Raw genomic sequence first — 25,360 nt, 5'->3', positions numbered from 1 at the left:
CGTTTCCACTCCTCTATGTTGAATTTTAATTAAGACATGAATAGGCGCACATTCAGCCGCTCATGATGCATTTGGGCAATTTCCAGACCAGGACTTCCCGCTCCTAAATCGTCGGAAGACAGGTGCATAATAGAATCCACGGCATCCTTGATAAAGGGCTGCAGCTGTACTAAAATTCTTTGCCCGTCCGTCTGACCAATCGGTATTCCTCTGACTGCATTTTGTACATTCGAAGAAAGGTTGGTGAACAAGAAGGTTTCTATCGCCGCTTTTTTCGGAATGGCTAATGAATGATAAACGGCCGCCAGCACGACGGCTGGATGGCCATAGGCATTCTTTTTCTTAATGGCGGCTAAATATTCACTCAAACCAGGGGATGGATATAATTCCATACACAGCTTCGCCAGGCGTTCTCCCATTCTCCGATTGCCTTCTCTTGATTCCCTTGCTACACACGTTGTGAACAGCACGTGATCGATATTTATAAGCTCCTCACGAATGCCGTTCTCCAGACTTTCATAAGCCAGCCGGCAGGCGAGTCCGTCATTATAACTCAGCTGTTTATTCAAAAAGACGGTCAATGCCTGCTTGAAGCTCTCAGTTCCTGTCACCAATTCCTCCTGGATATATGTTTCAAAACCAAAAGAATGGGAAAAGGCGCCGGATGGAAACTGAGAGTCGCTGAGCTGCAGGAGCGGCATTAATCCGCTAGTCATGATGATGTCCGATATGGCGGAAGGGCTTCGGAACCTTCTTCTTTGCCCGATTGTGCGGCACCCCTAATTCTTGCAGCAATTCTTCAATCAAATAATCGTATTGCACGATCATTTCTTCGCCTATAAACTGGGCAGGTAAATGACGGTTTCCGAGCTGATGGGCAATATCCCCCATTTGCTGCATGCTTGTCGGGCTGATCACTAAGACATCATCTTTTTTCACAGAAATGACGACCATATTTTTTTCATCCATATACAACACGTCACCGTCTGAAAGCTCGTCGTTTTTCGAAAGCCTGACACCAATCTCATTGCCGTGATCTGTTTTCATTCGCTGAATCCTTTTAACAAGCTGATCGCTTTCTAAGTAGACATATTCGATATGGGGGGCGCGTTTCTCTAAAGTTGCTACGTTTCCAACTATGTGTTCAATAATCATCTTTTCACCTCAAAATAAGAAATATCGTTGAGCTAAAGGTACGGTTTCTGCCGGTTCACAATCGATAACTTCTCCATCCACTTTCACGACATATGTCTGTGGATCGACCTCTATCTTTGGTGTTTCTCCATTATGGATCATGGATCGCTTTGTTAACTCCCGTACATCGGAAATCGGGCGTACCTGCTTACGCAAACCCAATTTTTCATGAAGGCTGTTTTCATAAGCTATTTTTGATAAAAACGTCAGTGATGTTTTGTATTTGGCCTGACCGTGTGAACCGAACATTTCTCTGTAAAACACCGGCTGCGGTGTCGGAATGCTTGCATTCGGATCTCCCATTAAGCTGTTAGCGATCATTCCGCCTTTAATAATCAGCTCGGGCTTTACGCCGAAAAACTTTGGGTCCCACAGTACGAGATCGGCCAGTTTGCCCACTTCAACAGATCCGACATACTCGGAGATACCGTGAGTGATTGCTGGATTGATCGTATATTTGGCTACATATCGCTTGGCGCGGAAGTTATCTTTCTTCTCATGATCTCCCTCTAAAGCACCGCGCTGTTTTTTCATCTTATCCGCAGTCTGCCATGTACGAATGATCACTTCTCCCACCCGCCCCATCGCCTGGGAATCAGATGAAATCATACTGAATACGCCAAGATCATGGAGAATGTCCTCTGCCGCAATCGTCTCCTTTCGAATCCGTGAATCAGCAAAAGCGATGTCTTCAGGCACACTAGGATCGAGGTGGTGACATACCATCAGCATGTCCAAATGCTCTTCAAGCGTGTTGACTGTATAAGGACGTGTTGGATTCGTCGAGGATGGGAGGATATTATGATAGCTCGCCGCTTCAATAATATCCGGCGCATGTCCTCCTCCCGCTCCTTCGGTATGATACGTATGGATGACGCGGTCATTAATCGCATCAAGTGTATGCTCTACAAACCCGCCTTCATTCAATGTATCTGTATGTATCGCGACTTGCACATCATTTTGATCAGCTACCCGCAAGCATGTATCAATTGTTGCCGCAGTCGTGCCCCAGTCTTCATGAAGCTTCAGCCCTACAGCTCCTGCATCTATCTGCTCCTGAATGGCAGCTTCACTGGAGGAGTTTCCTTTTCCTAAAAAACCTAAATTCATCGGATATTCATCTGCAGCTGCCAGCATTTTTTGAATATTCCACGGCCCTGGTGTACAAGTCGTCGCTTTTGAACCCGTAGCCGGTCCTGTACCTCCCCCGATCATCGTCGTAATTCCTGACGTAAGAGCGGTTTCAATTTGCTGCGGTGATACGAAGTGAATATGCGCGTCAATGCCGCCGGCCGTAACAATCATTCCTTCTGCAGCCACAACTTCCGTAGAAGCTCCAATGACAATATCAATATGATCCATCAGCAAAGGATTTCCAGCCTTCCCAATCGCTGCAATCCATCCGCTTTTTACACCGATATCTGCTTTATAAATGCCCGAATGATCTAAAATTACGGCATTTGTAATGACAAGATCGACAGCCTCTTTGCTAGTCGCTAAAGGATGCTGTCCCATACCGTCCCTGATCACTTTTCCGCCGCCAAATTTCACTTCATCACCGTATGTTGTATAGTCCTTTTCTATTTCAATGAATAATTCGGTGTCCGCTAATCGAATCGCATCCCCTGTCGTAGGGCCGAACATTTCGGCATACTGCTTTCGTGACATTTTAAAACTCATATCTCGGCCCTCCCATTTACGAGATTGTTCAAGCCGTAAATCTTCCTTTCTCCGGAAAATGCTACAAGTTCTACTTCTTTTTCATCGCCAGGTTCAAAGCGGACGGCCGTTCCAGCTGGAATATTCAAATGCCTTCCCCTCGCCTGCTCGCGGTCGAATTCCAAGTAAGGATTCACTTCAAAAAAGTGAAAGTGAGAGCCGATTTGAATAGGACGATCTCCTCGATTTAACACGTTAACTTTGACTGTTTCTTTTCCTTCATTACAAAGAATCGATTCTTTTCGTAATAAAAATTCTCCTGGTATCATTGTGCAGCCTCCTTATCAGCGAATCGGGTCATGAATTGTTACAAGCTTTACACCATCAGGAAAAGTCGCTTCCACTTGAATGTCAGAAATCATCTCCGGCACCCCTTCCATGACATCTTCCCTCTCAAGGATCGTGGCGCCATACTGCATCAGCTCGGCAACAGATTTTCCATCTCTCGCTCCTTCAACGACTTCATATGTAATGATGGCGACGGCTTCTGGATAATTGAGCTCCAACCCTCTCTGCTGGCGCCGTCTTGCCAGATCAGCCGCCGTCACGACCATCAGCTTTTCCATTTCTCGAGATGTTAACTTCACATTAGCACCTCCTCTCTCTTTAAAAATGCCTTTACGGCTGGCCGTTCTCCCCTTTCATATATTCAACGACCGGACGAAACGCAATATATAAACCGGCAATAATTAACCAGGTAAACGATAAATACGTCCATCCTTTAAAAAACTGCAGGCTGTAGTTGTAGCCTGTAATGAACATAATCCCTGGAAACGCAATGATCAGCAGGGCTGTCAGCGTGAAAGCCCACCTCGTACACATCTTGGCGTCCTTACTTAGCTGATGCTCGTTTTCCTTCATACGCCCACTCCTCCTCTACGGTATCGTCGCTAGTCTCTTCATCATCAAAGCTGCGGAACTTATCTTTCAATGATTCAAAATCAAACTCTCTATTGGCGATTAGTGCATGGCCGATCGAAATCGTGCCGCTTACGAGAAACACGGTAATATTTCCAAAAAACATTGACTGAAGCTCACCGAGAGAACTTATACTAATTTCTCCAAAAAGAAGATTAGCTGAAGTGAGCCATACCATAACCCCGGCGATCAGCCCTGCGGAAGCACCATAGAAGGTCCCTTCGTTCGTAGCTTTTTTCCAAAGTAATCCAAGCGTGACAGGAATAACCGCCCCACTTACAAAAATACCCATCGCCATATAAACGAACCCCAATCCGATTCCGATTTTAAACAACAGAATTGACAGCAGCCCCATCATCAAGCCAAATCCTAACGTCACTTTACGGGAAACATTTAATAGCCGCTGACTGTTTGCTTTCGGGTTGATCGATGTCCTGTAAATATCTGTCACGATAATGTTCGTAATCGCAGTTAGTTCAGCAGCGCCTGTGGACATCACGGCCATAAACAACATAGCCAGAAACAAGATCGAACCAATACCGCCAAGCAGATGTGCCGCCATTTCCGGTGCAACAGCATCAGGTGTTGCAACCGAAAGTCCAAGACCTGCAGCACTTACTCCCAGAAATGTCGCAATCGCGAACGGGATGGAAAACCACGCGATCCCGCCGTATATGTAGGCTCTTGAGGCCGCACTATCTTTACTTGCAATGGCCCGCTGCCAGTACGCCTGGTCAACGAAGACCGCTCCGAAGTTTCCAATAATGTTAATCATTCCGAAAAACAAACCGGACACAGAGGCCATCGTAAGCATAGAAGAAGACTCTGGCATACTGCTCAGTCCTTCGTAAATCGGATCAATGCCAAACTTGACATAAACAACTGTCGCAAAAATAGCCAGGATGGCAAAAATCATAACTGTATTAAAGTAGTCCGCTACAAAAGAGGCTTTCAATCCACCTATCATTGTGTAAATCGTGAAGGTAAGAGGAATGAGAAAGGCAGCTGCATATATGTTCATTCCTGTAAGAGAATTCAATGCGATCGCACCGCCAAGTACGACCATGGATGTTACAAGAATGTTCGTCATTAAAGCAAAACAAAGAATTAAACGGTGATTTTTCTTATCAAACCGCTGGCCAATAAACTCCAGGAAAGTGTGCGCATTCGGCGCTCGTTTTTTCAAATGGATGGCAACGATCGCGAAAAGTAAAACTTGAATACAAGCACCCGCCGCATACCAATAAGGACCACTTATCCCATATTGATAGCCAGTAGAGGAAGACATCATCAGTGTCGCCGCCCACGTCCAGGCGGCAATAATAGAAGCACTTGCTAAGCCAACCCCGACACTTCTCCCAGCCGTACTGAACTGTTCCGCCGTCATCGCTTGCTTTCTTCTTCGCTGCATTACAAAAGTAATCAAAGTAAAGAACAATCCAAAGACCAACAACAAACCATAGCCAACGTAAGATGGTAACATAGGCATCCTCCAATTTTTTTAATATGTTGAATAATATAGCATATTCTGACAATTAAGCAACATTAAATGTAAGGAAACCTAACATATTCATGTTAAGGTAAGCGCTGCCATATATGGAATGTCCTTAGTTTAGCCTTTTTAGAAAAAAATAAAAAATCCCTTAAGTCTTTTGCTGACTTAAGGGATTTTCACTAGGATTCCTCATTTTCACATGATACTGACCAATTAAAAGCTAACACACTCACATTATCTTCTGTAATGGTACCGTCGCTCTTCTCGCATGTGGTTTTGGCTTCTATATAACCACTGTAGCTGGAAGCAGAGGCAAAAGTCAGTGTAATTGCAGCCCAAAAACCGACCACGCAATTTCTGACCTTTTTTGTTTTCACTTTGTATGCACCTCCAGAGTAAATCTATGTATTTTGCAACTATCAATCTTCGTGTTTATGATTTATCTACCCGGTAACTTAAAATTATTTGAGCCATCACAGCCCCTAACATACAAACAATATATATACCTATATGTATGATATGAGCGACAAAACCATATCCAATTGTTATCAGACCGAAGAGGCTTAAAAATATTCCATTGACCCTTCCGAATTTTTCTTTATTCATCACATTGCCTTCCGAATAACCCGCTATTAAGAAGTACATCCTTTTCTTCCAAACGAGGAAGCTTGACAGAATAAGAATAAAACCTATCAAGCTGAATATTACCGCCAACATGCTATCACCATTTCAAAGCACTATAAATTCCGCCAGGTACTCACCCCTGGAGCTCTTCTCTCAATATCGAATAGACCTTTAAATCATGAAACTTTCCTTTAGCAAAAAACCCTTTTCTTAACGTCCCTTCAAAAGTCATGCCCGCTTTTTCCATCACTCTTTGAGAACCGATATTTTCAGCCAGACACCTCGCCTGAATCCGTTCTAATCCCAGTTCAGTTATCCCGAATTCAATGACTTTCCTGGAAGCTTCTGTCGTTAAGCCTTGGCCCCAGAATTTATCGGATAAGACGTACCCGAGCTCTCCACTCCTATGTTTTTTATCGATGGATACAAAATCAATGGTGCCTGCCATTTTACCGTTTGCTTTCAACTCCATCGCCCAAAGCGCCTTTTCCTTATTTAAGTATCCTTCCAGAATCAAATCAATAAATCCCTCAGTATCTTCTTGACACGTATGGGTCTCCCACGTTACATATTCGGAGACTAATGGATTTGAACCATACGCGTACATATCGTTTACGTCTGATTTACTAATTTTCCGAAGGATCAAACGCTCTGTCTCTAATACTGGCAGGTTTTCCAACACATTTGCCACTTGGTCTCCCCCTTATTAATTTTATTTATTTGATGATCTACCACTTATCTAGCAGGAAGTATCCCCTCCAGCTCTAGAGCTATCAATCGTCTGTTTTATAAAATCTTCAAGGCCGCTCTCTTTGACATCGACAGACTTTTTTATACGGATACACCCTTTTCCATAATCCAAACCCGTTAAAAACTCTTTTGCCTTTTCTATTTTTTCAATATCGCCCACATAAAGACTTACATAGTTTTTTTGAGCGTTTAAGTGAAATAGTGGGGCAGAACCCCCTCCATATGAAAGCATTTTGTACTGGATTCCTTCCTTCAGCTCAGGACCATATTTTAAAATCCATTCTCTAACAATAAGAAGCTTCTCTTTTCTCCAGTCATCATCCAGAGCATTAAAATATTCCTGCGGGCTGCTTACTTCAAATTGCATGTCTCCTCCTCCTTCACGTTTCTTCAGGCGAACAATTCCCCTTCAGCCATATAGACATATACTGTTCCACTCTCATCCTCATATTCTTCTATAAACTTCATAGAAGACTTTTCGAGCAGACGAATCGAGTAAATATTTTCTTTGTTCACTTCAGCTCTTACTTTCTTTGCTCTTAAATCTATTAAACAATGTCTTAATAGACCTTCTAAAGTTTCAAGGCCATAACCTTTCCCCCAATGCTCTTCCAGCAGTCTATATCCAACTTCCAAAGAATCTACGGTGTGATTGATCACAGCGCATGCCCCTATTAATAAACGTGAATCATCGGATATTGTTGATATCCCCATAATTATTTTCGAGGGTTCAATCTGATTATACTCTTCTATAATATTCTCTAATTCTCTCTCATTTTCCTCTCTCGTTTTCGCTCTTCCAACTGTATGCTTCATCACTTTATAATTGCTTTGCATGTTGTGGAATTCATCAATGTCGCTTCGTTCTAATTGCCTCATCATTAAGCGTTCTGTTTTAAAATAAATCATATTCTTCCTCTTCTCTTTTTTAACGATACATATCAACTGAAAAATTAAATTACCAACCGAGCAAGACCACGCTATATCAACCGCTCTATTAGTGTAGGTATTTCATTTAATTCATCTATCACATACTCCGCTTCTACTTCACTCCATTGATGGTCCCTTTTCCAAACACCTTTCATGCCAGCGTGTTGAGCTGCCTTCACATCTTTTTCCGGATGATCGCCAATGAACAAACAATCTCTCGGGGGCACCTTAAGCCTTTCCGCCGCCCTATAAAAAATAGTCGGATCAGGCTTTTTCACCCCTTCCCATTCGGATATCAAAATGGCATCTGTGAGTTGGTCTATTCCCAAAGCTTGTATATTGTCCATTTGAAACTGGCCTTTTCCGTTGGTCACTATTGCAATTAGAAAGTTAGCTCGCCTCAACTCTCTCAGTGTTTCCAAGAGATCAGTAAACGGTACACAGTGTAATTTAAAATGATTTAAGTAATCCTGCAGCAAATCCTCCCAGGTTATTCCCCTGATAGACCATTCGTTTATAAGCTGTTTATATACCTTGTCCTTCCATACATAACCTCGATGATCCAGTTCAATAAATCTTTGTATATATTCTTCTTTAGGAATGTGATGCAGCCACTTATTCAACCGCTCGTACTGATGCTCTATAAAATCTTTCACCGATTCCTCCCTGTTTAATAAAGTTCCGTCTAAGTCAAAAATGACAGCTTTAATCATTGGCTCCTCCTGTCGTAACTAATCCTCTTGTTGTGTTACTTCTGCAAAAAAGAGGCATTCCCTCTCCCAGACATCATTCATTTGTATTATTTTCTAATTGACTAGACACTTAATGGTGTCATATAATTATGTTACCAATTGGTGTCCTATTTTTAAAAAAGGAGGGGAGGTTATGAATCAAACTCAGCGGGAACGTGACGTTTTCGTAGCCATTGCCGATCCTACAAGACGAAAATTAATCCGGCTGTTAGCAGAATCAGATGAACTGCCTCTATATGAATTAACGACTCACTTTCAGATGGGGCGGACGGCTGTTTCTAAGCATTTGACTATTCTTAAAAAAGCAAATTTAGTAGTTGACCGTAAAAAAGGCAGAGAGACTAGATTTAAACTAAATCCAGAACCCTTACAGGAAGTAAAAGACTGGCTGGCCTTTTATGAGAAGTTCTGGAATGAGAGTGCAGCCAAACTAAAAAGCATACTGGAGGAATAGAAAATGGCAGATTTAGCCTTGCAATTTAAGTTCAAGAGCTCCATTGATAAAGTATGGGAAGCTTTGACACAATCAGAAATTCTGGCCCAATGGGTCATGGAGAATAACTTCAAACCTATCGTCGGATACAAATGCCAATTTCGAAATGACAAAATTGATCTGGTCGTTGATAGTGAAGTGCTGGTCGTAGACAAACCTCATAAATTATCCTATACGTGGGTAGGCGGCCCGATCGACACTATCGTCACCTGGACACTAACTCAAGAAGGAGAAACCACTTACTTAAACCTTGACCACACAGGATTTGAAGAAAAGAATCAGGCGTATATGGGAGCGAAGTATGGCTGGGCCCATATGGCAGATCAGCTGAAAGAATTGCTTGAGGAAGCTTAAGAGTTCGACGATATCAATCCAAAAGGAGATTGAGGAATGAGCTTTTTAAAAGATAAATTGTCTATTTTTCAAAAAACTGAACTCCAGTTTCTAAAAAAGATCCAAGAAGCAGATCATGTTTACACCTTCATTTTTAAAAAGGAAGCAGACTTATCATGGAAGGCCGGGCAGCATGGATTATTCACGATTACACACAAGAAACTTAAAGATTCTATACGTCCCTTCACTGTAGCCTCCTCCCCTACAGAAGGTGTAGTTAAAATTACAACAAAGGTGAGTGATGAACAGCCAAGTGAATTTAAAAAAGCCCTGCTGGAACTTGAAGAAGGGATGACCATTACGATGAGCGGTCCTGTCGGTTCATTTTATATAAAAAAGAACTCCCCCACCCTATTAATGGCTGGAGGCATAGGTATCACTCCGTTTCGAGCAATGGTAAAACAATTAGTATATGAATGGCATACAGACAACCAGCCTGTAGAGATTCTGTATTTAGATAGTCAAAACACTCACCTGTTTAAGGAGGAGTTTGATCACATCGGCCGCGAAATTCCCATAGTCATCCACTACCTCGATTCTAGAAATGATCTCTATCAAAAAGTGGATCAATTTATTGCCACACATAAAAATAATGCGCAATACTTTATTTCCGGCTCCAAATCCATGGTTGAATCTATATCTACTCACTTAAAAAAGAAGGATGTCTCTAAACAAAATATTAATAAAGATACTTTTACAGGGATTGAGTAGACAGTAGCCGAAGTACGCCTTTGAAGCGGCGATAGAGGGCAGATGCAGCGAAAGAACCAACTGATACACCGATAAAGATCCTCGTAACGGCGAAAGAAACAGGAGAAGCGGCGATAGAGGGCAGATACGTCGAATAAACCCGCTGATCCGCCGATAAAGAACCTTGTAACGGCGAAAGAAACGGGAGAAGCGTCGATAGAGCATTGAAGTGACGAAAGAACCCGCTGATCCGCCGATAAACACTCTCGAAACGGCAAAAGAAACAGGAGAAGCGGAGATAGAGCCCAGAAGTGACGAAAGAACCCGCCGATCCGCCGATAAAGACTACCTAAACGACGACAAAACTCCCCAACTCCAGCAAACACAAAAAAGCTGTCGGGATCCCTTCCCGACAGCTTCCCCTATCCAATATTAGGTCCCCAGTTCATAATTCCCCGATGGAACCTTCTCCAAAAATCGATTAACCTCACCCACACTATATAGATGCAAATCATGCATCGCTCTCGTGCACGCGGTATAAAACAATCGGCGTAAACTTTCGTCACCATAAACCTGTTCTGAGGCATTATAAATAATGACTGCATCAAATTCGATTCCTTTTGCCAGGTAAGCTGGAATGACAACTACACCTTGTTCATACTCGCCTGAATTCTTTTTCACGAGTTTAAGGTTTTCAATTTCCCTTAGTGACTCATAGGCGAAGGAACTTTCGGAAGCTGATTTACATATGATTGCGATCGTTTGAGATCCGCTTTTTCGCAAGTTATCAACTTTAGAAATGATTTCTCGGTGCAATTCATCATAGCCGCCCACGCTTGTCAGTGTCGGATTCTCTCCCTCTCGATCAAAAGCTTTGATTTGTTCCCCTTCTGGCACAAGTTCACGGGTGAACTCTATAATCTGCTTAGTCGATCGGTAACTGCGCTCTAAGTTGATTCTTTCTGTATCCTCAGAACCATACAAGCTGGTAAGAGAACCAAAATCGGCAAAATGATTGGAGTGTGCGAATATCGCCTGATTAAAATCACCGAGCACCGTCATTCGCGCTCGTGGAAATAGCCTCTTGATAAACTCGAACTGAAAGACAGAATAATCCTGTGCTTCATCGATCAGCACATATTTAATAGAAGTATTGGACTGAAAGCCTAAAATAATTTCCTTCAGCAGCAGATATGGCGTGGCATCTTCGTGATATAGCCGCCCTTCCTGCATCATCGCTTTTGTCAGCAAGCAGATTTCTTCCCACTCAGCCGGAAGATCTTTTTTCTCCCATATTTCCTGACTTATGGAATCTTCAAAGATCTGTCTGTATAACTTTTTGACATGGATAAATTCAAGGTCCTCTACTTTTTTACGTAAAGATCTCAGTTTCTTTCGAACAATGATACGGGCCAGCAGCTTGTTCTCTTTATCATAAAAATCGAACGTATCTTCCTCGATATCTAATTGCTTATAAACCTTCTGCAAATCATCTTTGCTGAGCAGCTCAATTTCTTCCTGCACCCACTGCTTCTTCACTTCAGCCTTTTCCGTTTGATCTATCTGTTTCAATATCCACTCTTTCAGCTTGTCGATTCGATTATGAAAGCGAAGTGTAGTATTTTCGTTATAAAAATAGTCAGCGATTTGTTTAGATGTAACAATTGATTTGCCACGGAACTTAATCCCTTTAAAAATCATTCCGGATGATTCCAAGGCTTCTCGATATTTTCTGATTCCATCAAAAAAACTGTAGGAAGCTTTAAATTGAATACTTGCTTTTCTCGTTTGATAGTGAGGATCATCTGACGATTCCAGCAAATATTCCAATTGATCATAAGGATCCTCCACTTGAAAAGAATCATCCAGCCGGTATTCCAAATAACTCTGGAAGGTTTCCTGCTGCATATTTTCTTCGCCAAGTTCAGGCAGCACGTGAGATACATAATTGCTGAACATCGTATTAGGTGTAAATAAGATGATTTGGTCCGCCTTTAAACTTCCTCGAAACTTATAGAGAAAATAAGCGATTCGCTGAAGAGCAGCTGACGTTTTTCCACTTCCCGCCGCTCCTTGCACGATCAAAAGTCTCCCACTCAAGTTCCGAATAATCTTATTCTGCTCCCTCTGAATGGTAGCTACGATGCTTTGCATATGTTTATTAGAACCTTTACCGAGTACTCCCTGCAGGATCTCATCACCGATCGTAAGGCTCGTGTCGAATAAGGATTCAATCACACCATTGCTTATGTTATACTGCAACTTTTTCTCTAGCTCTCCCTGGATAGTTCCATCGGGAATCGTATATTCAGCCGGGCCCGGTGGATAATCATAATAAATACTCGATATCGGAGCCCGCCAATCGTAGATAAGGATGGTGTCATCTTTTTCATCCATGATCGTAGAAACGCCAATATGGATTTGCTCGGTATCGTCCGTTCCTTCTTCTGTAAAATCAATCCGCCCAAAGAATGGCGATTTTTCAATTCTTTTTAGTCTCGCCAGCCTGTCATAAGCATGGCGGTGTGTACTTTGGCTTACTGATAAATCCTGTGTCTGCTGCCGCATGCCGATAATCGTTTCAAGATAATCGTCAAACGTATCCATATTGATCTTAAGGTCATCCCAAAAATGCTTGCGGATATGGATCACTTCTTCTTTACGTTTGACCGCTTCTGCTTCAACCTCTTTGATTTGCTCTGCAATGGTTCCCATCACCTGGTCCAAGTACTTCTGTTCTCTTTGCATTTCTTCATTCAAGAAAACCACTCCTTTTTAAAATGCAGATTGGGGGTTGACTCCAGATAAATATTGATTTATAATTAAAATAAGGAATACTATGATTCATTATAAAACAATGAAGAGTTACTGATTAAATGTACCACATCATTTATGTTAAAACAATATATTTTTTCGATTTCTGACTTAAAAACCAGCTGAGCGTAAAGCCCAGCTGGTTTTTTTATGTTTCATCTTTCTTTTATTTACCAGCAGTAAAACTGACATTACGACTATAAACAGAAATGATATCATCCCCCTTTCCTTTAATAAGAAGTTCCAGCAGAATAAGCCAGCGACATCCACTTCTTTTTAACATCCTCTGTTGGATTCTTTACAGTTTCATACAGCATTTCCACACGTGAATCCGCTATCCCACAGTATTTCGCTAAACCAACATTAAAATAATGATGTATCATTTGATCGTATTGCCATTTTTCAAACCTGTAAATCGGAGCTCCCGCTAAAGGCAACCATATTACTTTTTTATGAGAAAGCTTGTCAGGCCCGTAAGCAAAACCATAATTCCACACTCGATCTATATATCCTTTCATCATGGCCGGCATGTTCCACCACCAGAGCGGAAAAATAAATGCCAGTCCATCATAGCGTTTTAATCGATTCATTTCTCCTTCGACCTCTGGGGAAAAGGACTGGTGGTCTGCCTCCCAATCAGGTTCATCATCTTCCCAGAGCATTGGATTAAAACCGCTGCGATACAAATCAAAAATCTCAGTTTCATGACCGGCTGCTCTTAACCCTTCAACAAACTTATTGGCAACCACAAAGGTCAGGGAATTCTGCCTTGGATGGGTAACGACTGTAAGAATTTTCATTTATAGCCCTCTTTCCTGTTCGTAAATTGAAATCCCGGTACCTATAACATATAATAACTGTATCAATCAGTAAAATAGATATATTAGATAATATAGTTCAATAAAATTGATAGGTGAAGGAGATGTAAAGTTGGAATTACGTCATCTTATTACATTTAAGACCATTGTAGAGACAGGGGGCTTTAAGAAAACTGCTGATGAATTAGGGTATGCCCAGTCATCTATTACGGCTCACATTAAAGAAATCGAAAAAGAACTGGGTTACCCGCTATTCGACCGTCTGGGCAAGAAAATTGAATTAACACAGAAGGGAAGGCAATTCCACCCCTATGCTATAGAAATTATCGATCTTTATTCCAAATCGAAAGAGATTATAAAAGGAGGGAATGATCCTTCCGGAAAATTAGTGGTTGGAGCAAGTGAATCTGTCATGATCTATTGGTTACCGAAGATCATAAGAAAGTTTATGAAGGATTATCCTAAAGTGGAGTTAGTTATTAAGCCTATCCATTACACAAAACTATCTGAACAGCTAAAAAGCGGAGAATTTGATTTAGCATTATTAGTTGAAAATGCAGCTTGGGATCCTATCGACCTGCTCGTGGAGAAAGTTGTAGAAGATAAGCTGCTATTAGTGAGATCATCCAGTCCTTTCCGTGCGGAAACTATGCTTTTCCCAGAATATTCCTGCAGCTGGCGCTTTCTTTTTGAGGAGTATTTAAAAAGTGAAGGAAAAGAAGATGCTCTTAAAATTGAACTGCCTAGTATTGAAGCCATAAAGCAGTGTGTGCTCGCTGGATTAGGAACATCCATGCTCCCACAGTTCACTATAAAAGAAGAGCTGGAGAATAAAGAGCTGTATGGACATAGCACTTCTGAAGAATTTCCCCTGGCCATATATACGGCTATGCATAAGAAAAAGTGGCGTTCCCCTAATGTGAATGTGTTTTTAGAAACTATTGCTAAAGCATAAATTTTTCTCTATTTATCAAAACTTTTCATAGTTTTAACCGTTTACATCTTCATTTTTACTGTGAAATCGAATACGATGTTATTAACCAAACAAAAGGAGGCTATTACATGAGAAACATTGCCGCATTAACCGTATCAGCATATAAGGGTGGAACGCCTTCTTAAGTGTACGGTCCCTCTTATATGTGTTTTAGTTAAAAACACAATAAAGGGGTAAGCTATGAGTTTTCCAGTTAAAAAATTTCTTTCGTATTACAAACCGTATTTGCGTATTTTCCTTATTGTTTTAACTTGTGCGTTAATCACTTCTTCACTCACTCTGTTGTTCCCTTTACTCGTTCGCTATGTCACGAAAGATGTGCTGGGCGAAGGTTTAGCCGCCTCCTTTCAAACCGTCTTATGGATCGGCGGTCTAATGTTATTGTTAGTGATCGTTCAAAACATCGGAAACTATTTTGTCGATTATAAAGGGCACGAAATCGGGGCGCGTATGGAAAGGGATATGCGCAGTGAGTTATTTTCTCACATGCAGAGATTATCCTTCAGCTTCTATGATAAGCAGAAAACCGGTCAGTTGATGACTCGGATTACCAATGATCTGCTATTGGTTTCTGAGCTTTATCACCATGGACCTGAGGATTATGTAAAGTACCTCGTTCGTTTTACTGGGGCATTTGTCATTTTATTTTTTATTAATGCCCCCTTAACTATTGCCGTTTTTTGCTTTTTGCCGGTACTTGGTTTCTTTTCTTTGTATTTTAATAAGAAACTGAATATTGCCTTAACCCATAATAAAGAACGGATCGGTGATGTGAATGCACAGGTGGAAGACAGTCTTTCCGGCATACGCGTCGTTCAGTCATTCGCCAATGAGGCAGAAGAAATCAAAAAATTCAACAGAGAAAATGACCGGTTTTTAAAAAGCCGAAAAAGCACCTATCAAGCAGAAGCCTACTTTTTTAATGGTACAGAAGCATTCATTCAGCTGATCACAATTACAGTTGTCATCTTCGGTTCGATGCAGATCATGAATGCTTCACTTGATCTGCCTGACTTAATCACATTTCTGTTGTACATCGGGTTTATGGTCGAGCCGATTCAGCGTCTCACTCATATGAGCACACAGCTGCAGGAAGGAGTTACAGGCTTTCAGCGGTTTATGGAAGTTATGAATACTCCACCAGCCATTAAAAATAGCCCAGAAGCAAAGAGGGCAAAAAAAGTCCGCGGCCAAATCGAATTAAAAGACGTATCTTTTCAATATGATTCTTCGCTGACACCGGTATTTAACCATTTGTCTCTGAATATTTCGCCAGGAGAGTATGTAGCCATTGTTGGCCCTTCGGGAGCTGGAAAAACTACACTGAGCTTCCTCATTCCGCGTTTTTATGAAGTGACAGATGGAGGAATCTATTTGGATGGTGAAAATATTAAAGAACTGGACTTGGCTTTTCTGCGAAACAACATTGGGATTGTCCAGCAGGAGGTCTACCTTTTTGCAGGAACGGTCATAGAAAACATCCGATACGGTTTCCCTGAAGCCACAGATGAAGAAGTCATAACAGCAGCCAAGCTAGCCAACGCCCATGAATTCATTATGAATCTGCCTCAGGGATATCAGTCTGAAATCGGGCAGCGAGGTGTTCGTCTTTCAGGTGGACAAAAGCAGCGCCTTAGCATTGTACGCGTATTTTTAAAAAATCCGCCGATTCTCATCCTTGATGAAGCGACGAGCGCATTAGACAATGAAAGTGAGAGTGTCGTAAAAGAATCTCTCGAGCGATTAGCCAAAGGTCGAACAACTCTAGTGATCGCCCATCGACTTTCAACGATTCGTAACGCTGAAAGAATTGTAGTTCTATCGAAAGGCACGATTGTTGAAGAAGGAACTCATGAGGCTCTGCTCAAAAGAAAGGGTCCTTACTCACATCTGTATTCCAAGCAGTTTGAGGTTCAGGTTTAAAGAGGCAGAATAAATATAGAAAACGCGTGAAGTCATTATGGTTTCACGCGTTTTCCATCTAAAAAATATGTTTTAATTAACTATCTTAAGTCTACATATATCTTATATGGTCTGCAGGCTACATAGTATTTTGATTTATTTTAGGAGGGACATCTATTGAAATCTCAAATTTTAATGGGCGTATTGATTGGGATAATGCTATTTTTAGGAATTTCCATCGGACTTTATATCACAAATAATATCGTAATAAGTATTGGCATTGGTTTTATTTTAGCTGCTGGTACACGATTGGTTTATAGCCTATCTTCCCGATCGAAAAGCAATCCTTAGAGTTACTTTAACGATGCGATGGCCATGACCCTTGCATTTTTCTTAATTGAATAATTTGGCCGGTATGATAAGCATCGTGAAGCATAATGTCCAGTAATTTTCTCTCCAGTGATTGTTGCTTAAGCTCTTCCTCAGAAATGGCGCTCAATACTTGTCTTAACTGATGGTGAGCTTTTTCTGAGCGCTCTATGATACGCTTCCACTCCTGATCATTAGCTGGCTGTTCCGTAAGATAGAAGGTTTCATCACCGTCCAGATCATTTGTCCATTCGCGGCCTTCCAGGTTTGCAGCAAGTCTTTCTTTATAAAATGTCAGATGATTCACGTTTTCCCAAATCGACTTAACAGCCTCACCAGCTGGTGTCCAAACAGCCTGTTGAGCTGTAAGTCCTTCGATAGCATCGTTAAAAGGGGCATACCAGCTCTCTTCACTGAATGTGGAATCCAGCAGGTTTAAAAGCAAGTCAACTCTTTTCAAATTTATCTCCTCCTTGAATGATTAGATAGTTCTCCTTACTTTACTACACGAAAATGAATACTCGTTCTTTCTCCGCTCTCTCTTACCTTGATCTTTTCCAATTCTATCGGTGCCACGCCTATGTCCTCAAACAGCCTCATCCCTCCCCCGAGAAGAACCGGCATAATATCGATCTCCCATTCATCGGCAAGGTCTGCTTTTATACACTGGTGAACTACGCTTGGACCTCCGATAACGGTAACATCTTTATCTCCAGCCGCCTTTTTCGCCTGAGCAATAGCACTATCGATCCCTTGAGTGACGAAGGTAAATGTCAGCTCCTCCGTCTCTTTTGGATGTTTTTCCGGTTCTTTTCCGCAAAGGACAAATATAGGGACTTGGTATTCATAATTTCCCGCATACAAATCTGGATCAGCTGCCATATTAAAGGTGTTTCTGCCCATGACAACCGCTCCTGTATTACGTATCGATTCATCAAAAAACCCGCTTTTCTTCACTTCCTCCAGATCCTGATATAGACGAGCGACACTGCCTTCCCTGTCATTGATATATCCGTCTACTGACATGGTCATTCCTAACACAACTTTTCCCATAGAAAACCCTCCTTTGCGTTTATTGATGAGCCAAAAAAATAATCCACCCTGGAGCTGTCGACTCTTGGGTGGATTGCTTCTAACCATTTGCTGCTCCCCTATCAGAGAAGCTTCACAGGCCATAGATGTTGGCATAACAAAGGTTTGTGTATTCATTATTCTACATTTAAGCATAATTTTTCTTCACTTCCGCAAAATCTTCTCCATCGCTTTTCCCTTTGCTAACTCATCAACAAGCTTATCCAAATAACGAATTTCCTGCATTATTGGTTCTTCGATGTCTTCTACTCGAACACCACAGATCACACCTTTGATCAAAGTCCGGGAAGGATTCATCCGGGGGGCTTCCGCAAAGAAAGTCTCAAAGTCTGTTTTATTTTCCAGCTGGGCTTCAAATTCTTCCTGATTATACCCTGTTAACCAACGGATAATTTCATCGACTTCCGATTTCGTACGTCCTTTTTTCTCCGCCTTCGTAATGTAATGGGGATAGACACTGGAGACACTCATTGAATAGATCCTATGTTTAGCGATAATATATTCCCCCTTTTTCTCAAATCCTATGATACCGCTTTCTCTATGTCCTATTATAGCATATGTACGACCACTTATTGACTGACTTTACACCTCACCTCATTCTAAATTAAAACCATAGAGAGCATCTTCGCCCAGGTGCGGAAAAGCTTGTTTAGAAACTAGAAAAAGCCGGCTGTTTGGCCGGCTTCCCCATTTACTCTGCTGTTTTAGCTTTCAATGCTTTCATCGTACCTGTATGTACCCCTTCATGGTACAGCGTGAAATTTAGAATCGCTCCAACTGTCGGCAGTGATAAGAAGTCTCCTGCCGCTTCCTCATTCAGCTGTCCGTTGAGCTCTTCCTTCAGTTTAGACGGCTGTTCTTCAAGTTTCTGCTTCAGCTCATCAAGGGACGGGACATCGCCCTGCCAATCAGCTGGTTTTGTGCCTGGGGCAAACAACTCAAGGTATCGAGAAGGTGTTTCGATCGGCTTGCCGCCGTACTTAGCAATCAATGAGTTTTGCACGACATAAATGTGTCCAAGGTTCCAGCGGATCGTGTTACTAAACCCTTCCGGCTGTTTGTCCAGCTGATCCTCGTTAACACCGTCTACTGTCTTTAAAGTTGCTTTTCTGACCAGGTTAATCTGTTGAAAAATTTGTTCTTCGTTCATATCATCCTCTCCCTTCTTACCTATCATTCTAGCTTTCCCCTGGATCGTCCTCAAACATCCCGCCTGGATGTGCTGTTGTTATAGATCAAAGTATCATCACTGATGGGTAAATCTCGGTTCACGTTTTTCCAGGAAAGCCTGAACCCCTTCCTTCACATCTTCTGTACGGAATATATCGGCAAAGAGGCCGGCTTCTAGCTCGAGTCCTTGATCCAGGGACTTATCTATCCCCTGATTTACGGCCAGCTTAATGCTGCGTAAGGGATGCAGGGAGTATCGGGCCATTTTTCTGGCTATCGTAAGCGCCATTTCCATCCCTTGGCCTTGTTGAGCTACTTGATTGATTAATCCGATGTTCTGAGCTTCTTCTGCCATAATGGGATCCCCCAGAAACATGAGTTCTTTTGCTTTAGCTGGACCGACAAGTCTTGATAACCGCTGGGTGCCTCCGCCTCCGGGAAAAAGACCCAGCTTTACTTCCGGCAGTCCAAGCTTCACATGTTCTTCCGCAATTCTCAAATCACAGGCTAACGATAATTCGCAGCCGCCGCCGAACGTAATTCCATTCAGCATGGCAATTGTAGGTTTTGGCAAGTTCTCGATTTCATTTAAAACTTTATGTGTCTTCTGATTTTTCAGCTTCAGCTCTTCCGTTTCCATGTCCATCAGAGATGGGAACTCCTTGATATCTGCTCCTGCCATAAAAGCTTTCTCTCCTGCTCCTGTCAATATGGCCACAATAATATCCGGATCTTTCGCAATCTCTGCAAAGGCTTGCCCTAATTCCTTAGTAACTTGGGCGCTTAACACATTCATCGGTGGATTATTGATCGTAACGATCGCGATTCCTTGATTTTTTTCAAGCTCGACAAGTGGTGCCATTGTCATCAACTCCCTTAAGATTTTTCAGCTTTATGCTTACTATAAGACGATTTACGAAGAGGTCCTTTTAATATTTTTCCGGTTACTGTTTTCGGAAGTTCCTCGAGAAAACGAAAGACTCTCGGGTTTTTATATTTCGCCAGATTACGTTCACAATAGGCGGAGAGCTCCTTTTCATCGAGATCATTTTTCACCACTACATAGGCTACAATTTCTTCTCCAAACACTTCATGCGCTTCCCCGATTACCGCACATTCCACAACATCAGAATGGGAATAAAGCACCTCTTCAATTTCCCGCGGATAAACATTATAGCCGCCTCGTATAACCATATCTTTTTTCCTGTCCACAATATAAACATTTTTCCTTTCATCCTGATATCCTAAGTCTCCTGTGTAAACCCAGCCATTTCGGATGGTCCTCTCCGTTTCCTCAGGTTTCTTAAAATAGCCTTTCATCGCATTTTCTCCGCGAAAAATGATTTCCCCCACTTCTCCCTGTTCAAGCTCCTGTCCTTCCTGATCAACGATTTTAAGACCCACTCCAGCCACCGCCGGTCCTACAGAGCCTGCCACTTTTTCTCCCTGAAGGAGCTGCCTTGTGATCATAATGGTCGCTTCTGTCTGTCCGTACGCTTCAATGATGCCTACTCCGATTTCTTTTTGGATTCGTTCGACGATTTCTACAGGAATACTCGCACCTCCAGACCCAAAGATTCTTAAAGAAGAGTAATCGAATTCTCGAAGTTTGGGAGAATGAACGAACATAGTAAACATTGTAGGAACACCGCTAAAGATGGTAATGTTTTCACGATCAATCATTTCGAGAATTTTGTCTGGATGAAAGGACTCCAGAAAAATGCTCGCTCCTTTATAAAACGGGCACCACAGACCCGCCATTTTGGCATACGCATGAAACAGTGGAGAGAAACGATCATCCGGTCTTGTTCGTTAGTCCCCTGCACTTCGGTCATAGCGTTCGTCATCCACGTTATATTATGATGGGTAATCATCGCTCCTTTAGGGCTCCCTGTCGTTCCGGAAGTATAGATGATTTGGGCGGTATCTTCTCCGCTTCTTCGGACAGGTCCAGTGAATGGTTCGTGATCAATCAGCTCCATCCATTCAGCTTCTCCTCGAAAAGTAATCAATATTTTTGTTGATGTAAAATCACCTTTAGCCTCTTTTACTACTTCTGATCCAAGATCATCATAAATAAGAGCCTGAGACTCAGAATCATTCAAAGCATATGTCAGTTCTTTTTCCTTAAACTGAGGATTAAGCGGGACGGCGGTTGCTCCAAGCGTTAAAATAGCAAAATACGAAATGATATACTCCGGACGGTTTGTCATCAGAAGGCTGACATGCATATTTTCACGAATTCCCTTGTTTTTCAGACCGGTGGCAAATGATAAAACTTTTTCTTTGAGCTCAGCGTAGGTCATTGAATCATTTTCATACACAACGGCTGCTTTATTTGGCAGGCGATCCGCAGTGTTGAATAACAAGTGGACAGCGTTCATGAAACTCCTCCTCTAACCGGGTTATAATCCCATGTTTTTTGCAATGATGATTTTCATGATTTCATTCGTTCCTGCATAAATCGATGCAACCGGGATGTCTCTATATCTTCGCGCAATCTCATATTCTTCCATATATCCGTAGCCTCCATGCAGCTGCATGCATTCTCCTGCTACTTTTTTAGCCATATCGGTTGTCCACCATTTCGCCATGGACACTTCATTGACGATATCTTTACCTGCCATGTGCTTGATGATTAACTGATCGACAAAAGTACGGCCGATTTGGATTTCTGTCGCCATTTCAGCTATTTTAAATTGGGTGTTCTGAAACTTACTGATCGGCGTGCCAAATGCTTCCCGCTGTTTGACATAATCCATGGTCAGTTCGAGCATTCGTTCAGCAGATGTCATCGCCGCAATTGCAACCGTGAGTCTTTCCTGCTGCAATTTTTCCATTAAATAATGGAACCCTTTTCCTTCTTCTCCTAATAGATTTTCAGCAGGGATACGGCAATCCTCAAAGATCAGTTCAGATGTATCGCCGGCATGCTGTCCTATTTTATTCAGCTTTTTTCCTTTCTTAAAGCCAGGCACTGCTTCATCGACCGCATCGACGACAAGGAGACTGATGCCCTTATGCACAGGTTCTGCTTTCGGATCTGTTTTACAAACAACTACGACAAAATTAGACGTATAGCCATTGGAAATAAACGTCTTCTCCCCGTTGATAATATACTCATCTCCATCTTTCACGGCCGTCGTTCTGATTGCCGCCAAATCTGATCCTGTTCCTGGTTCAGTCATCGCCACTGAGGAGATTATCTCTCCTGTTGTACTTCTCGGCAGCCATTTCTGCTTTTGTTCGTCTGAACCGAAGGAAGCAATATAAGGCATGACGATGTCATTATGCAGCCCAGGTCCACTTAAGCCTGTCCCTACTTTTTCGAGCTCTTCTCCTAGCACGACTGAATATCCAAAGTCGGCATTCATCCCTCCATATTTTTCATCAAGCCATGGACAAAGGAACCCTAGTTCTCCTAGCTGCTTCCAAAATGAGCGGGGAAGCTGGCGTTCTGCTTCCCATTGTTCAAAGTTGGGGATCACTTCTTTTTCTAAGTACTTCCTTAGTGACTTGCGAAATATTTCATGGCTTTCTGTTAGAAAAGGTCTGTCCATTCCATCACACACTCCCCAGATATTTTATCTGTTGCATCTCTGGCCGCCCCCTCCCAAAAGGCTTGAAGGCTTAATTTTGAATGTACTTAGCTAGTAACCTTTAGATTAAACCGAAATATTTGAGGACATTCTTTCTTGGATATGCTGAAGGGACTGCTTCGCCTCTTCTTCCATTTGCATGAAAAGCTCTTTGATAGACAACACTTCTTTCACGAGCCCAACTGCCTGCCCACAAGACCAGATGCCTCCATCCAAATCTCCTTCAAAATAGACGCTTTTGCTCCGCTGTCCAGTAATTAGGGGGAGTAAGTCTTCCAATGTAGCTCCTTCCTGTTCCAGCCGGTCCACTTCCTTACTCACTTCATTTAAAGCCACACGAGAAGGACTTCCAATATTCCGCTGAACGACGATGGTATTTGTTTCATCAGCAGCGACCATCCAATTTTTCACATTGTCGTGGACAGGTGCTTCTTTTGTAGCCATAAAACGTGTTCCCATTAAAATCCCTTCTGCCCCAAGCGCCATGGCACTGACTAATCCTCTTCCATCTGAAAATCCTCCGCCGGCGATGATTGGAATATTTACAGAATCTGCGACTCTTGGCAGCATCACTAAACTACCTACATCACTCATCCCAGGGTGGCCGCCCGTTTCATTGCCGACGATAATCACGGCATCCACTCCTAGCTTCTCGGCAGATACGGCATATTTGACCCCCGGGACTTTATGAAGAACTATAAAGCCCTGCTCTTTAAGCAGGGGCATGATCTCTTTAGGACTTCGCCCGCTCGTTTCTACAATTTTCACATCTTCCTCTACCATGACTTCGATAAACTCATCATTAGGGGTAGCCGATTGACTTGGAAAAAGGTTTAAATTCACAGCGAAAGGTTTGTCTGTAAGTGCTTTTACTTTTTGGATTTCTTTTCGTAAATTTTCCGGTGTGCCTTGCGTTTTAGAGGTAATCGTTCCTAAACCGCCAGCCTCAGAAACAGCTGCAGCCAGCTCTGCTCTTCCTACTTGAAACATTCCTCCACAAATAATTGGATATTGAATTCCTAATCGTTCGGTTATGCGAGTTTTCATGTTATCCATCACCTTTCTATGATTGAACCTCTATTTTTCTTAGTTCGGTCTTCAATATTTTACCTGCCGCGTTTCGAGGCAATTCCTTCACGAACTGGACATACTTCGGCTTCTTATATCCCGCCAGTCTTTCATAACAAAAATCGATCACTTCTTCTTCTGTCATCGTTTTTTCATCACGCGTAACGACAAAAGCCTTCAAGGTTTCTCCCCATTTCTCATCAGGTACACCAATGACCGCAGCCTCCAGGATATCCCGATGGGTATAGAGGACTTCTTCGATTTCTTTCGGATAAATATTCTCACCACCGCTGATGACGAGATCTTTCTTGCGATCAACGACAGAAAGATATCCTTCTTTATCTACAAGAGCTAAATCTCCACTATGAAGCCAGCCTTCTTTAAACACTTCCTCTGTGGCTACAGTGTTTTTATAGTATTCTTTCATAGTGGTCGGACCCCGAAAGACGATTTCTCCCACTTCTCCCGGTGAAACATCGTTCATATTCTCATCTACTACACGAACTTCTACATTAGTAAAAGACAAACCAACTGATCCTGACTGAGTTAACGGATCGTCCGGCTTCAATGTCGTTGTACCTGGCGAGGTCTCTGTTTGTCCGTACGTATCATAAACTCCGGCATTTGGAAAGTAAGTCATCAACCTTTTCTTCAGCTCTAATGGGGTGGAAGCCGCTGCCGTACAAAGAATACGCAGGCTGCTTACGTCATATGTTTGGAAATTCTTTTGCTCCAGCAGCATGTTCCACATGGAAGGAACCATGAAGGCATAGCTGACTTTTTCTTCTTCAAAGGTTTGCAGGACGTTTTGAGGGTCAAAGTGGTTGGAAATGATCGATGTTCCTCCAATGAATAGAAGCATCGTTAAAGTAGATATTCCGCCGATATGAAAGATAGGTGTCGTCATCAATTGGATGTCATGCTTTGTTAAGCCAAATTCAAGATTATAATTCATGGCATTCATAAACACATTTTTATGAGTAAGAACGGCTCCCTTAGGGTGTCCAGTCGTTCCAGACGTATAGCCAATCAAGCAGTCATCTTCATCCTGTAATTCTGGGAGATTAACTTGATAGGATTCAGCTGAATTTGGGTAAGAAAGGGTGGAGAGGTGAGTATCGTTATAATTGGATTCTCCAACTAAAGCGATGTCTTGTAAGGAGTGTAAATCATGCTGTATGTATTCTATATTTGAAAGAAAGCGGCCATCCAAAATCAGCATTTTCGCATCAGAATCATTTAATAGATACTGAATCTCTTTTTCTTTCAATCGAAAATTTATCGGAACAGTGACAGCCCCTATTTTAGCAAGTGCAAAAAGACATTCGACATATTCCACTCCGCTGTACAGAAGAATGGCGGCCTTGTCTCCTTTTTGGATCCCATGCCTTTGAAACCATCCAGCAAGCTGGTTCACTCGATCGTTCAACTCTTGATAGGTTATCCTTACTTCCCCGCTTACTAAAGCAGCCTTATCTGGTGATCTTCTCGCTGAGCGAATCAACATCTGATCAACTAAGAGCTGCTTTGATCTTTTGAATTCTATCATCTGTTCACTCTCCTACATAGATTCATA

Annotated in this window: 29 protein-coding genes and 1 pseudogene; 6 read left to right on the top strand and 24 right to left on the bottom strand. The window is 42.2% G+C overall.

Annotation, left to right across the window (positions count from 1 at the left end; all coding sequences use genetic code 11):
• Positions 1 to 29: 29 nt before the first annotated feature.
• The 12 genes from B7E06_RS04300 to B7E06_RS04240 form a co-directional block, all read right to left on the bottom strand.
• Positions 30 to 716 (bottom strand): urease accessory protein UreF, encoded by a 687-nt coding sequence (locus tag B7E06_RS04300; RefSeq protein WP_082232837.1) that lies wholly within the window; start codon positions 714 to 716, stop codon positions 30 to 32.
• Positions 709 to 1,155 (bottom strand): urease accessory protein UreE, encoded by a 447-nt coding sequence (gene ureE / locus B7E06_RS04295; RefSeq protein WP_082232836.1) that lies wholly within the window; start codon positions 1,153 to 1,155, stop codon positions 709 to 711. The genes B7E06_RS04300 and ureE overlap by 8 nt, the downstream gene beginning before the upstream one ends.
• Before the next feature lie 9 nt (positions 1,156 to 1,164).
• Positions 1,165 to 2,874: an urease subunit alpha gene (gene ureC / locus B7E06_RS04290; RefSeq protein ID WP_082232835.1), complete on the bottom strand. Its 1,710-nt coding sequence runs from the start codon at positions 2,872 to 2,874 to the stop codon at positions 1,165 to 1,167.
• Complete coding sequence (gene ureB / locus B7E06_RS04285) at positions 2,871 to 3,182, bottom strand: urease subunit beta (RefSeq protein WP_082232834.1); 312 nt, start codon at positions 3,180 to 3,182, stop codon at positions 2,871 to 2,873. The genes ureC and ureB overlap by 4 nt, the downstream gene beginning before the upstream one ends.
• Before the next feature lie 15 nt (positions 3,183 to 3,197).
• The gene (locus tag B7E06_RS04280; RefSeq protein ID WP_082232833.1) at positions 3,198 to 3,500 is read right to left on the bottom strand and encodes an urease subunit gamma; all 303 of its coding nucleotides are present in this window, start codon (positions 3,498 to 3,500) and stop codon (positions 3,198 to 3,200) included.
• Between the two features lie 31 nt (positions 3,501 to 3,531).
• A complete protein-coding gene (locus B7E06_RS04275) occupies positions 3,532 to 3,774 on the bottom strand; it encodes a hypothetical protein (RefSeq protein ID WP_082232832.1) in 243 nt (80 codons plus the stop codon).
• Entirely contained in the window at positions 3,746 to 5,314 is a 1,569-nt protein-coding gene (locus tag B7E06_RS04270) for a sodium:solute symporter family protein (RefSeq protein ID WP_082232831.1), read from the bottom strand. The genes B7E06_RS04275 and B7E06_RS04270 overlap by 29 nt, the downstream gene beginning before the upstream one ends.
• A 444-nt stretch (positions 5,315 to 5,758) precedes the next feature.
• On the bottom strand, positions 5,759 to 6,043 hold the full coding sequence (locus B7E06_RS22385; RefSeq protein WP_082232829.1) for a DUF3784 domain-containing protein: 285 nt from the start codon (positions 6,041 to 6,043) through the stop codon (positions 5,759 to 5,761).
• Between the two features lie 40 nt (positions 6,044 to 6,083).
• The gene (locus tag B7E06_RS04255; RefSeq protein WP_245807668.1) at positions 6,084 to 6,641 is read right to left on the bottom strand and encodes a GNAT family N-acetyltransferase; all 558 of its coding nucleotides are present in this window, start codon (positions 6,639 to 6,641) and stop codon (positions 6,084 to 6,086) included.
• A gap of 48 nt (positions 6,642 to 6,689) precedes the next feature.
• On the bottom strand, positions 6,690 to 7,067 hold the full coding sequence (locus B7E06_RS04250; RefSeq protein ID WP_082232828.1) for an iron chaperone: 378 nt from the start codon (positions 7,065 to 7,067) through the stop codon (positions 6,690 to 6,692).
• A gap of 23 nt (positions 7,068 to 7,090) precedes the next feature.
• Positions 7,091 to 7,609, bottom strand: a complete 519-nt coding sequence (locus tag B7E06_RS04245) for a GNAT family N-acetyltransferase (RefSeq protein WP_082232827.1) — start codon at positions 7,607 to 7,609, stop codon at positions 7,091 to 7,093.
• Between the two features lie 71 nt (positions 7,610 to 7,680).
• Positions 7,681 to 8,343: an HAD family hydrolase gene (locus B7E06_RS04240; protein WP_082232826.1), complete on the bottom strand. Its 663-nt coding sequence runs from the start codon at positions 8,341 to 8,343 to the stop codon at positions 7,681 to 7,683.
• A 172-nt stretch (positions 8,344 to 8,515) separates the two neighbouring features.
• Between B7E06_RS04240 and B7E06_RS04235 the strand changes: the two genes are divergently transcribed.
• From B7E06_RS04235 to B7E06_RS04225, 3 genes are read left to right on the top strand one after another with little or no spacing between them, the layout of a single operon-like run.
• On the top strand, positions 8,516 to 8,836 hold the full coding sequence (locus B7E06_RS04235) for an ArsR/SmtB family transcription factor (RefSeq protein ID WP_082232825.1): 321 nt from the start codon (positions 8,516 to 8,518) through the stop codon (positions 8,834 to 8,836).
• 3 nt (positions 8,837 to 8,839) lie between these two features.
• Positions 8,840 to 9,229 (top strand): SRPBCC family protein, encoded by a 390-nt coding sequence (locus B7E06_RS04230; protein WP_082232824.1) that lies wholly within the window; start codon positions 8,840 to 8,842, stop codon positions 9,227 to 9,229.
• A 36-nt stretch (positions 9,230 to 9,265) separates the two neighbouring features.
• Positions 9,266 to 9,979, top strand: coding sequence for an FAD-dependent oxidoreductase (locus B7E06_RS04225; protein WP_082232823.1), 714 nt, complete (start codon positions 9,266 to 9,268; stop codon positions 9,977 to 9,979).
• Positions 9,980 to 10,390: 411 nt separating this feature from the next.
• On the opposite strand, the gene helD is transcribed toward B7E06_RS04225, so the two are convergent.
• Together helD and B7E06_RS04210 are read right to left on the bottom strand one after the other, a co-directional pair.
• Positions 10,391 to 12,718 carry an RNA polymerase recycling motor HelD gene (gene helD / locus B7E06_RS04215; protein WP_082232821.1) on the bottom strand — a complete coding sequence of 776 codons (2,328 nt, stop codon included), beginning with the start codon at positions 12,716 to 12,718 and terminating at the stop codon, positions 10,391 to 10,393.
• Positions 12,719 to 13,002: 284 nt separating this feature from the next.
• Positions 13,003 to 13,572, bottom strand: coding sequence for an NAD(P)H oxidoreductase (locus tag B7E06_RS04210; protein ID WP_082232820.1), 570 nt, complete (start codon positions 13,570 to 13,572; stop codon positions 13,003 to 13,005).
• Positions 13,573 to 13,702: 130 nt separating this feature from the next.
• Here B7E06_RS04210 and B7E06_RS04205 point away from each other — a divergent pair, with 130 nt between their 5' ends.
• From B7E06_RS04205 to B7E06_RS21725, 3 genes are all read left to right on the top strand, one after another.
• On the top strand, positions 13,703 to 14,545 hold the full coding sequence (locus B7E06_RS04205) for a LysR family transcriptional regulator (RefSeq protein ID WP_082232819.1): 843 nt from the start codon (positions 13,703 to 13,705) through the stop codon (positions 14,543 to 14,545).
• 219 nt (positions 14,546 to 14,764) lie between these two features.
• Positions 14,765 to 16,507 carry an ABC transporter ATP-binding protein gene (locus B7E06_RS04200; protein ID WP_082232818.1) on the top strand — a complete coding sequence of 581 codons (1,743 nt, stop codon included), beginning with the start codon at positions 14,765 to 14,767 and terminating at the stop codon, positions 16,505 to 16,507.
• 156 nt (positions 16,508 to 16,663) lie between these two features.
• A complete protein-coding gene (locus B7E06_RS21725) occupies positions 16,664 to 16,837 on the top strand; it encodes a hypothetical protein (protein WP_179133943.1) in 174 nt (57 codons plus the stop codon).
• A 7-nt stretch (positions 16,838 to 16,844) separates the two neighbouring features.
• Here the strand turns inward: B7E06_RS21725 and B7E06_RS04195 are convergent, their stop codons facing one another.
• From B7E06_RS04195 to B7E06_RS04150, 10 genes and pseudogenes are all read right to left on the bottom strand, one after another.
• Entirely contained in the window at positions 16,845 to 17,315 is a 471-nt protein-coding gene (locus tag B7E06_RS04195; RefSeq protein WP_082232817.1) for a DinB family protein, read from the bottom strand.
• A gap of 35 nt (positions 17,316 to 17,350) precedes the next feature.
• Positions 17,351 to 17,908, bottom strand: coding sequence for a dihydrofolate reductase family protein (locus tag B7E06_RS04190; RefSeq protein WP_082232816.1), 558 nt, complete (start codon positions 17,906 to 17,908; stop codon positions 17,351 to 17,353).
• Between the two features lie 183 nt (positions 17,909 to 18,091).
• Positions 18,092 to 18,442: a DUF2200 domain-containing protein gene (locus B7E06_RS04185; RefSeq protein ID WP_082232815.1), complete on the bottom strand. Its 351-nt coding sequence runs from the start codon at positions 18,440 to 18,442 to the stop codon at positions 18,092 to 18,094.
• Positions 18,443 to 18,638: 196 nt separating this feature from the next.
• Positions 18,639 to 19,124, bottom strand: a complete 486-nt coding sequence (locus tag B7E06_RS04180; RefSeq protein ID WP_245807667.1) for a DinB family protein — start codon at positions 19,122 to 19,124, stop codon at positions 18,639 to 18,641.
• Positions 19,125 to 19,193: 69 nt separating this feature from the next.
• Positions 19,194 to 19,979: an enoyl-CoA hydratase gene (locus B7E06_RS04175; protein ID WP_143414448.1), complete on the bottom strand. Its 786-nt coding sequence runs from the start codon at positions 19,977 to 19,979 to the stop codon at positions 19,194 to 19,196.
• 14 nt (positions 19,980 to 19,993) lie between these two features.
• Positions 19,994 to 20,311 carry an AMP-binding enzyme gene (locus tag B7E06_RS22010; RefSeq protein WP_245807796.1) on the bottom strand — a complete coding sequence of 106 codons (318 nt, stop codon included), beginning with the start codon at positions 20,309 to 20,311 and terminating at the stop codon, positions 19,994 to 19,996.
• Positions 20,312 to 20,482: 171 nt separating this feature from the next.
• Positions 20,483 to 21,423, bottom strand: a pseudogene (locus B7E06_RS22005) (long-chain fatty acid--CoA ligase); the annotation flags it as partial.
• 99 nt (positions 21,424 to 21,522) lie between these two features.
• A complete protein-coding gene (locus B7E06_RS04160; protein ID WP_082232811.1) occupies positions 21,523 to 22,677 on the bottom strand; it encodes an acyl-CoA dehydrogenase family protein in 1,155 nt (384 codons plus the stop codon).
• Between the two features lie 105 nt (positions 22,678 to 22,782).
• Entirely contained in the window at positions 22,783 to 23,763 is a 981-nt protein-coding gene (locus tag B7E06_RS04155; RefSeq protein ID WP_082232810.1) for an NAD(P)H-dependent flavin oxidoreductase, read from the bottom strand.
• 16 nt (positions 23,764 to 23,779) lie between these two features.
• The gene (locus tag B7E06_RS04150; RefSeq protein ID WP_082232809.1) at positions 23,780 to 25,333 is read right to left on the bottom strand and encodes an acyl-CoA synthetase; all 1,554 of its coding nucleotides are present in this window, start codon (positions 25,331 to 25,333) and stop codon (positions 23,780 to 23,782) included.
• Positions 25,334 to 25,360: the final 27 nt, after the last annotated feature.

Origin of the sequence: Halobacillus massiliensis, assembly GCF_900166625.1 — a bacterium.
Taxonomy (GTDB): domain Bacteria; phylum Bacillota; class Bacilli; order Bacillales; family Halobacillaceae; genus Halobacillus_A; species Halobacillus_A massiliensis.
This window is presented reverse-complemented; position numbering and strand designations above follow the sequence as displayed.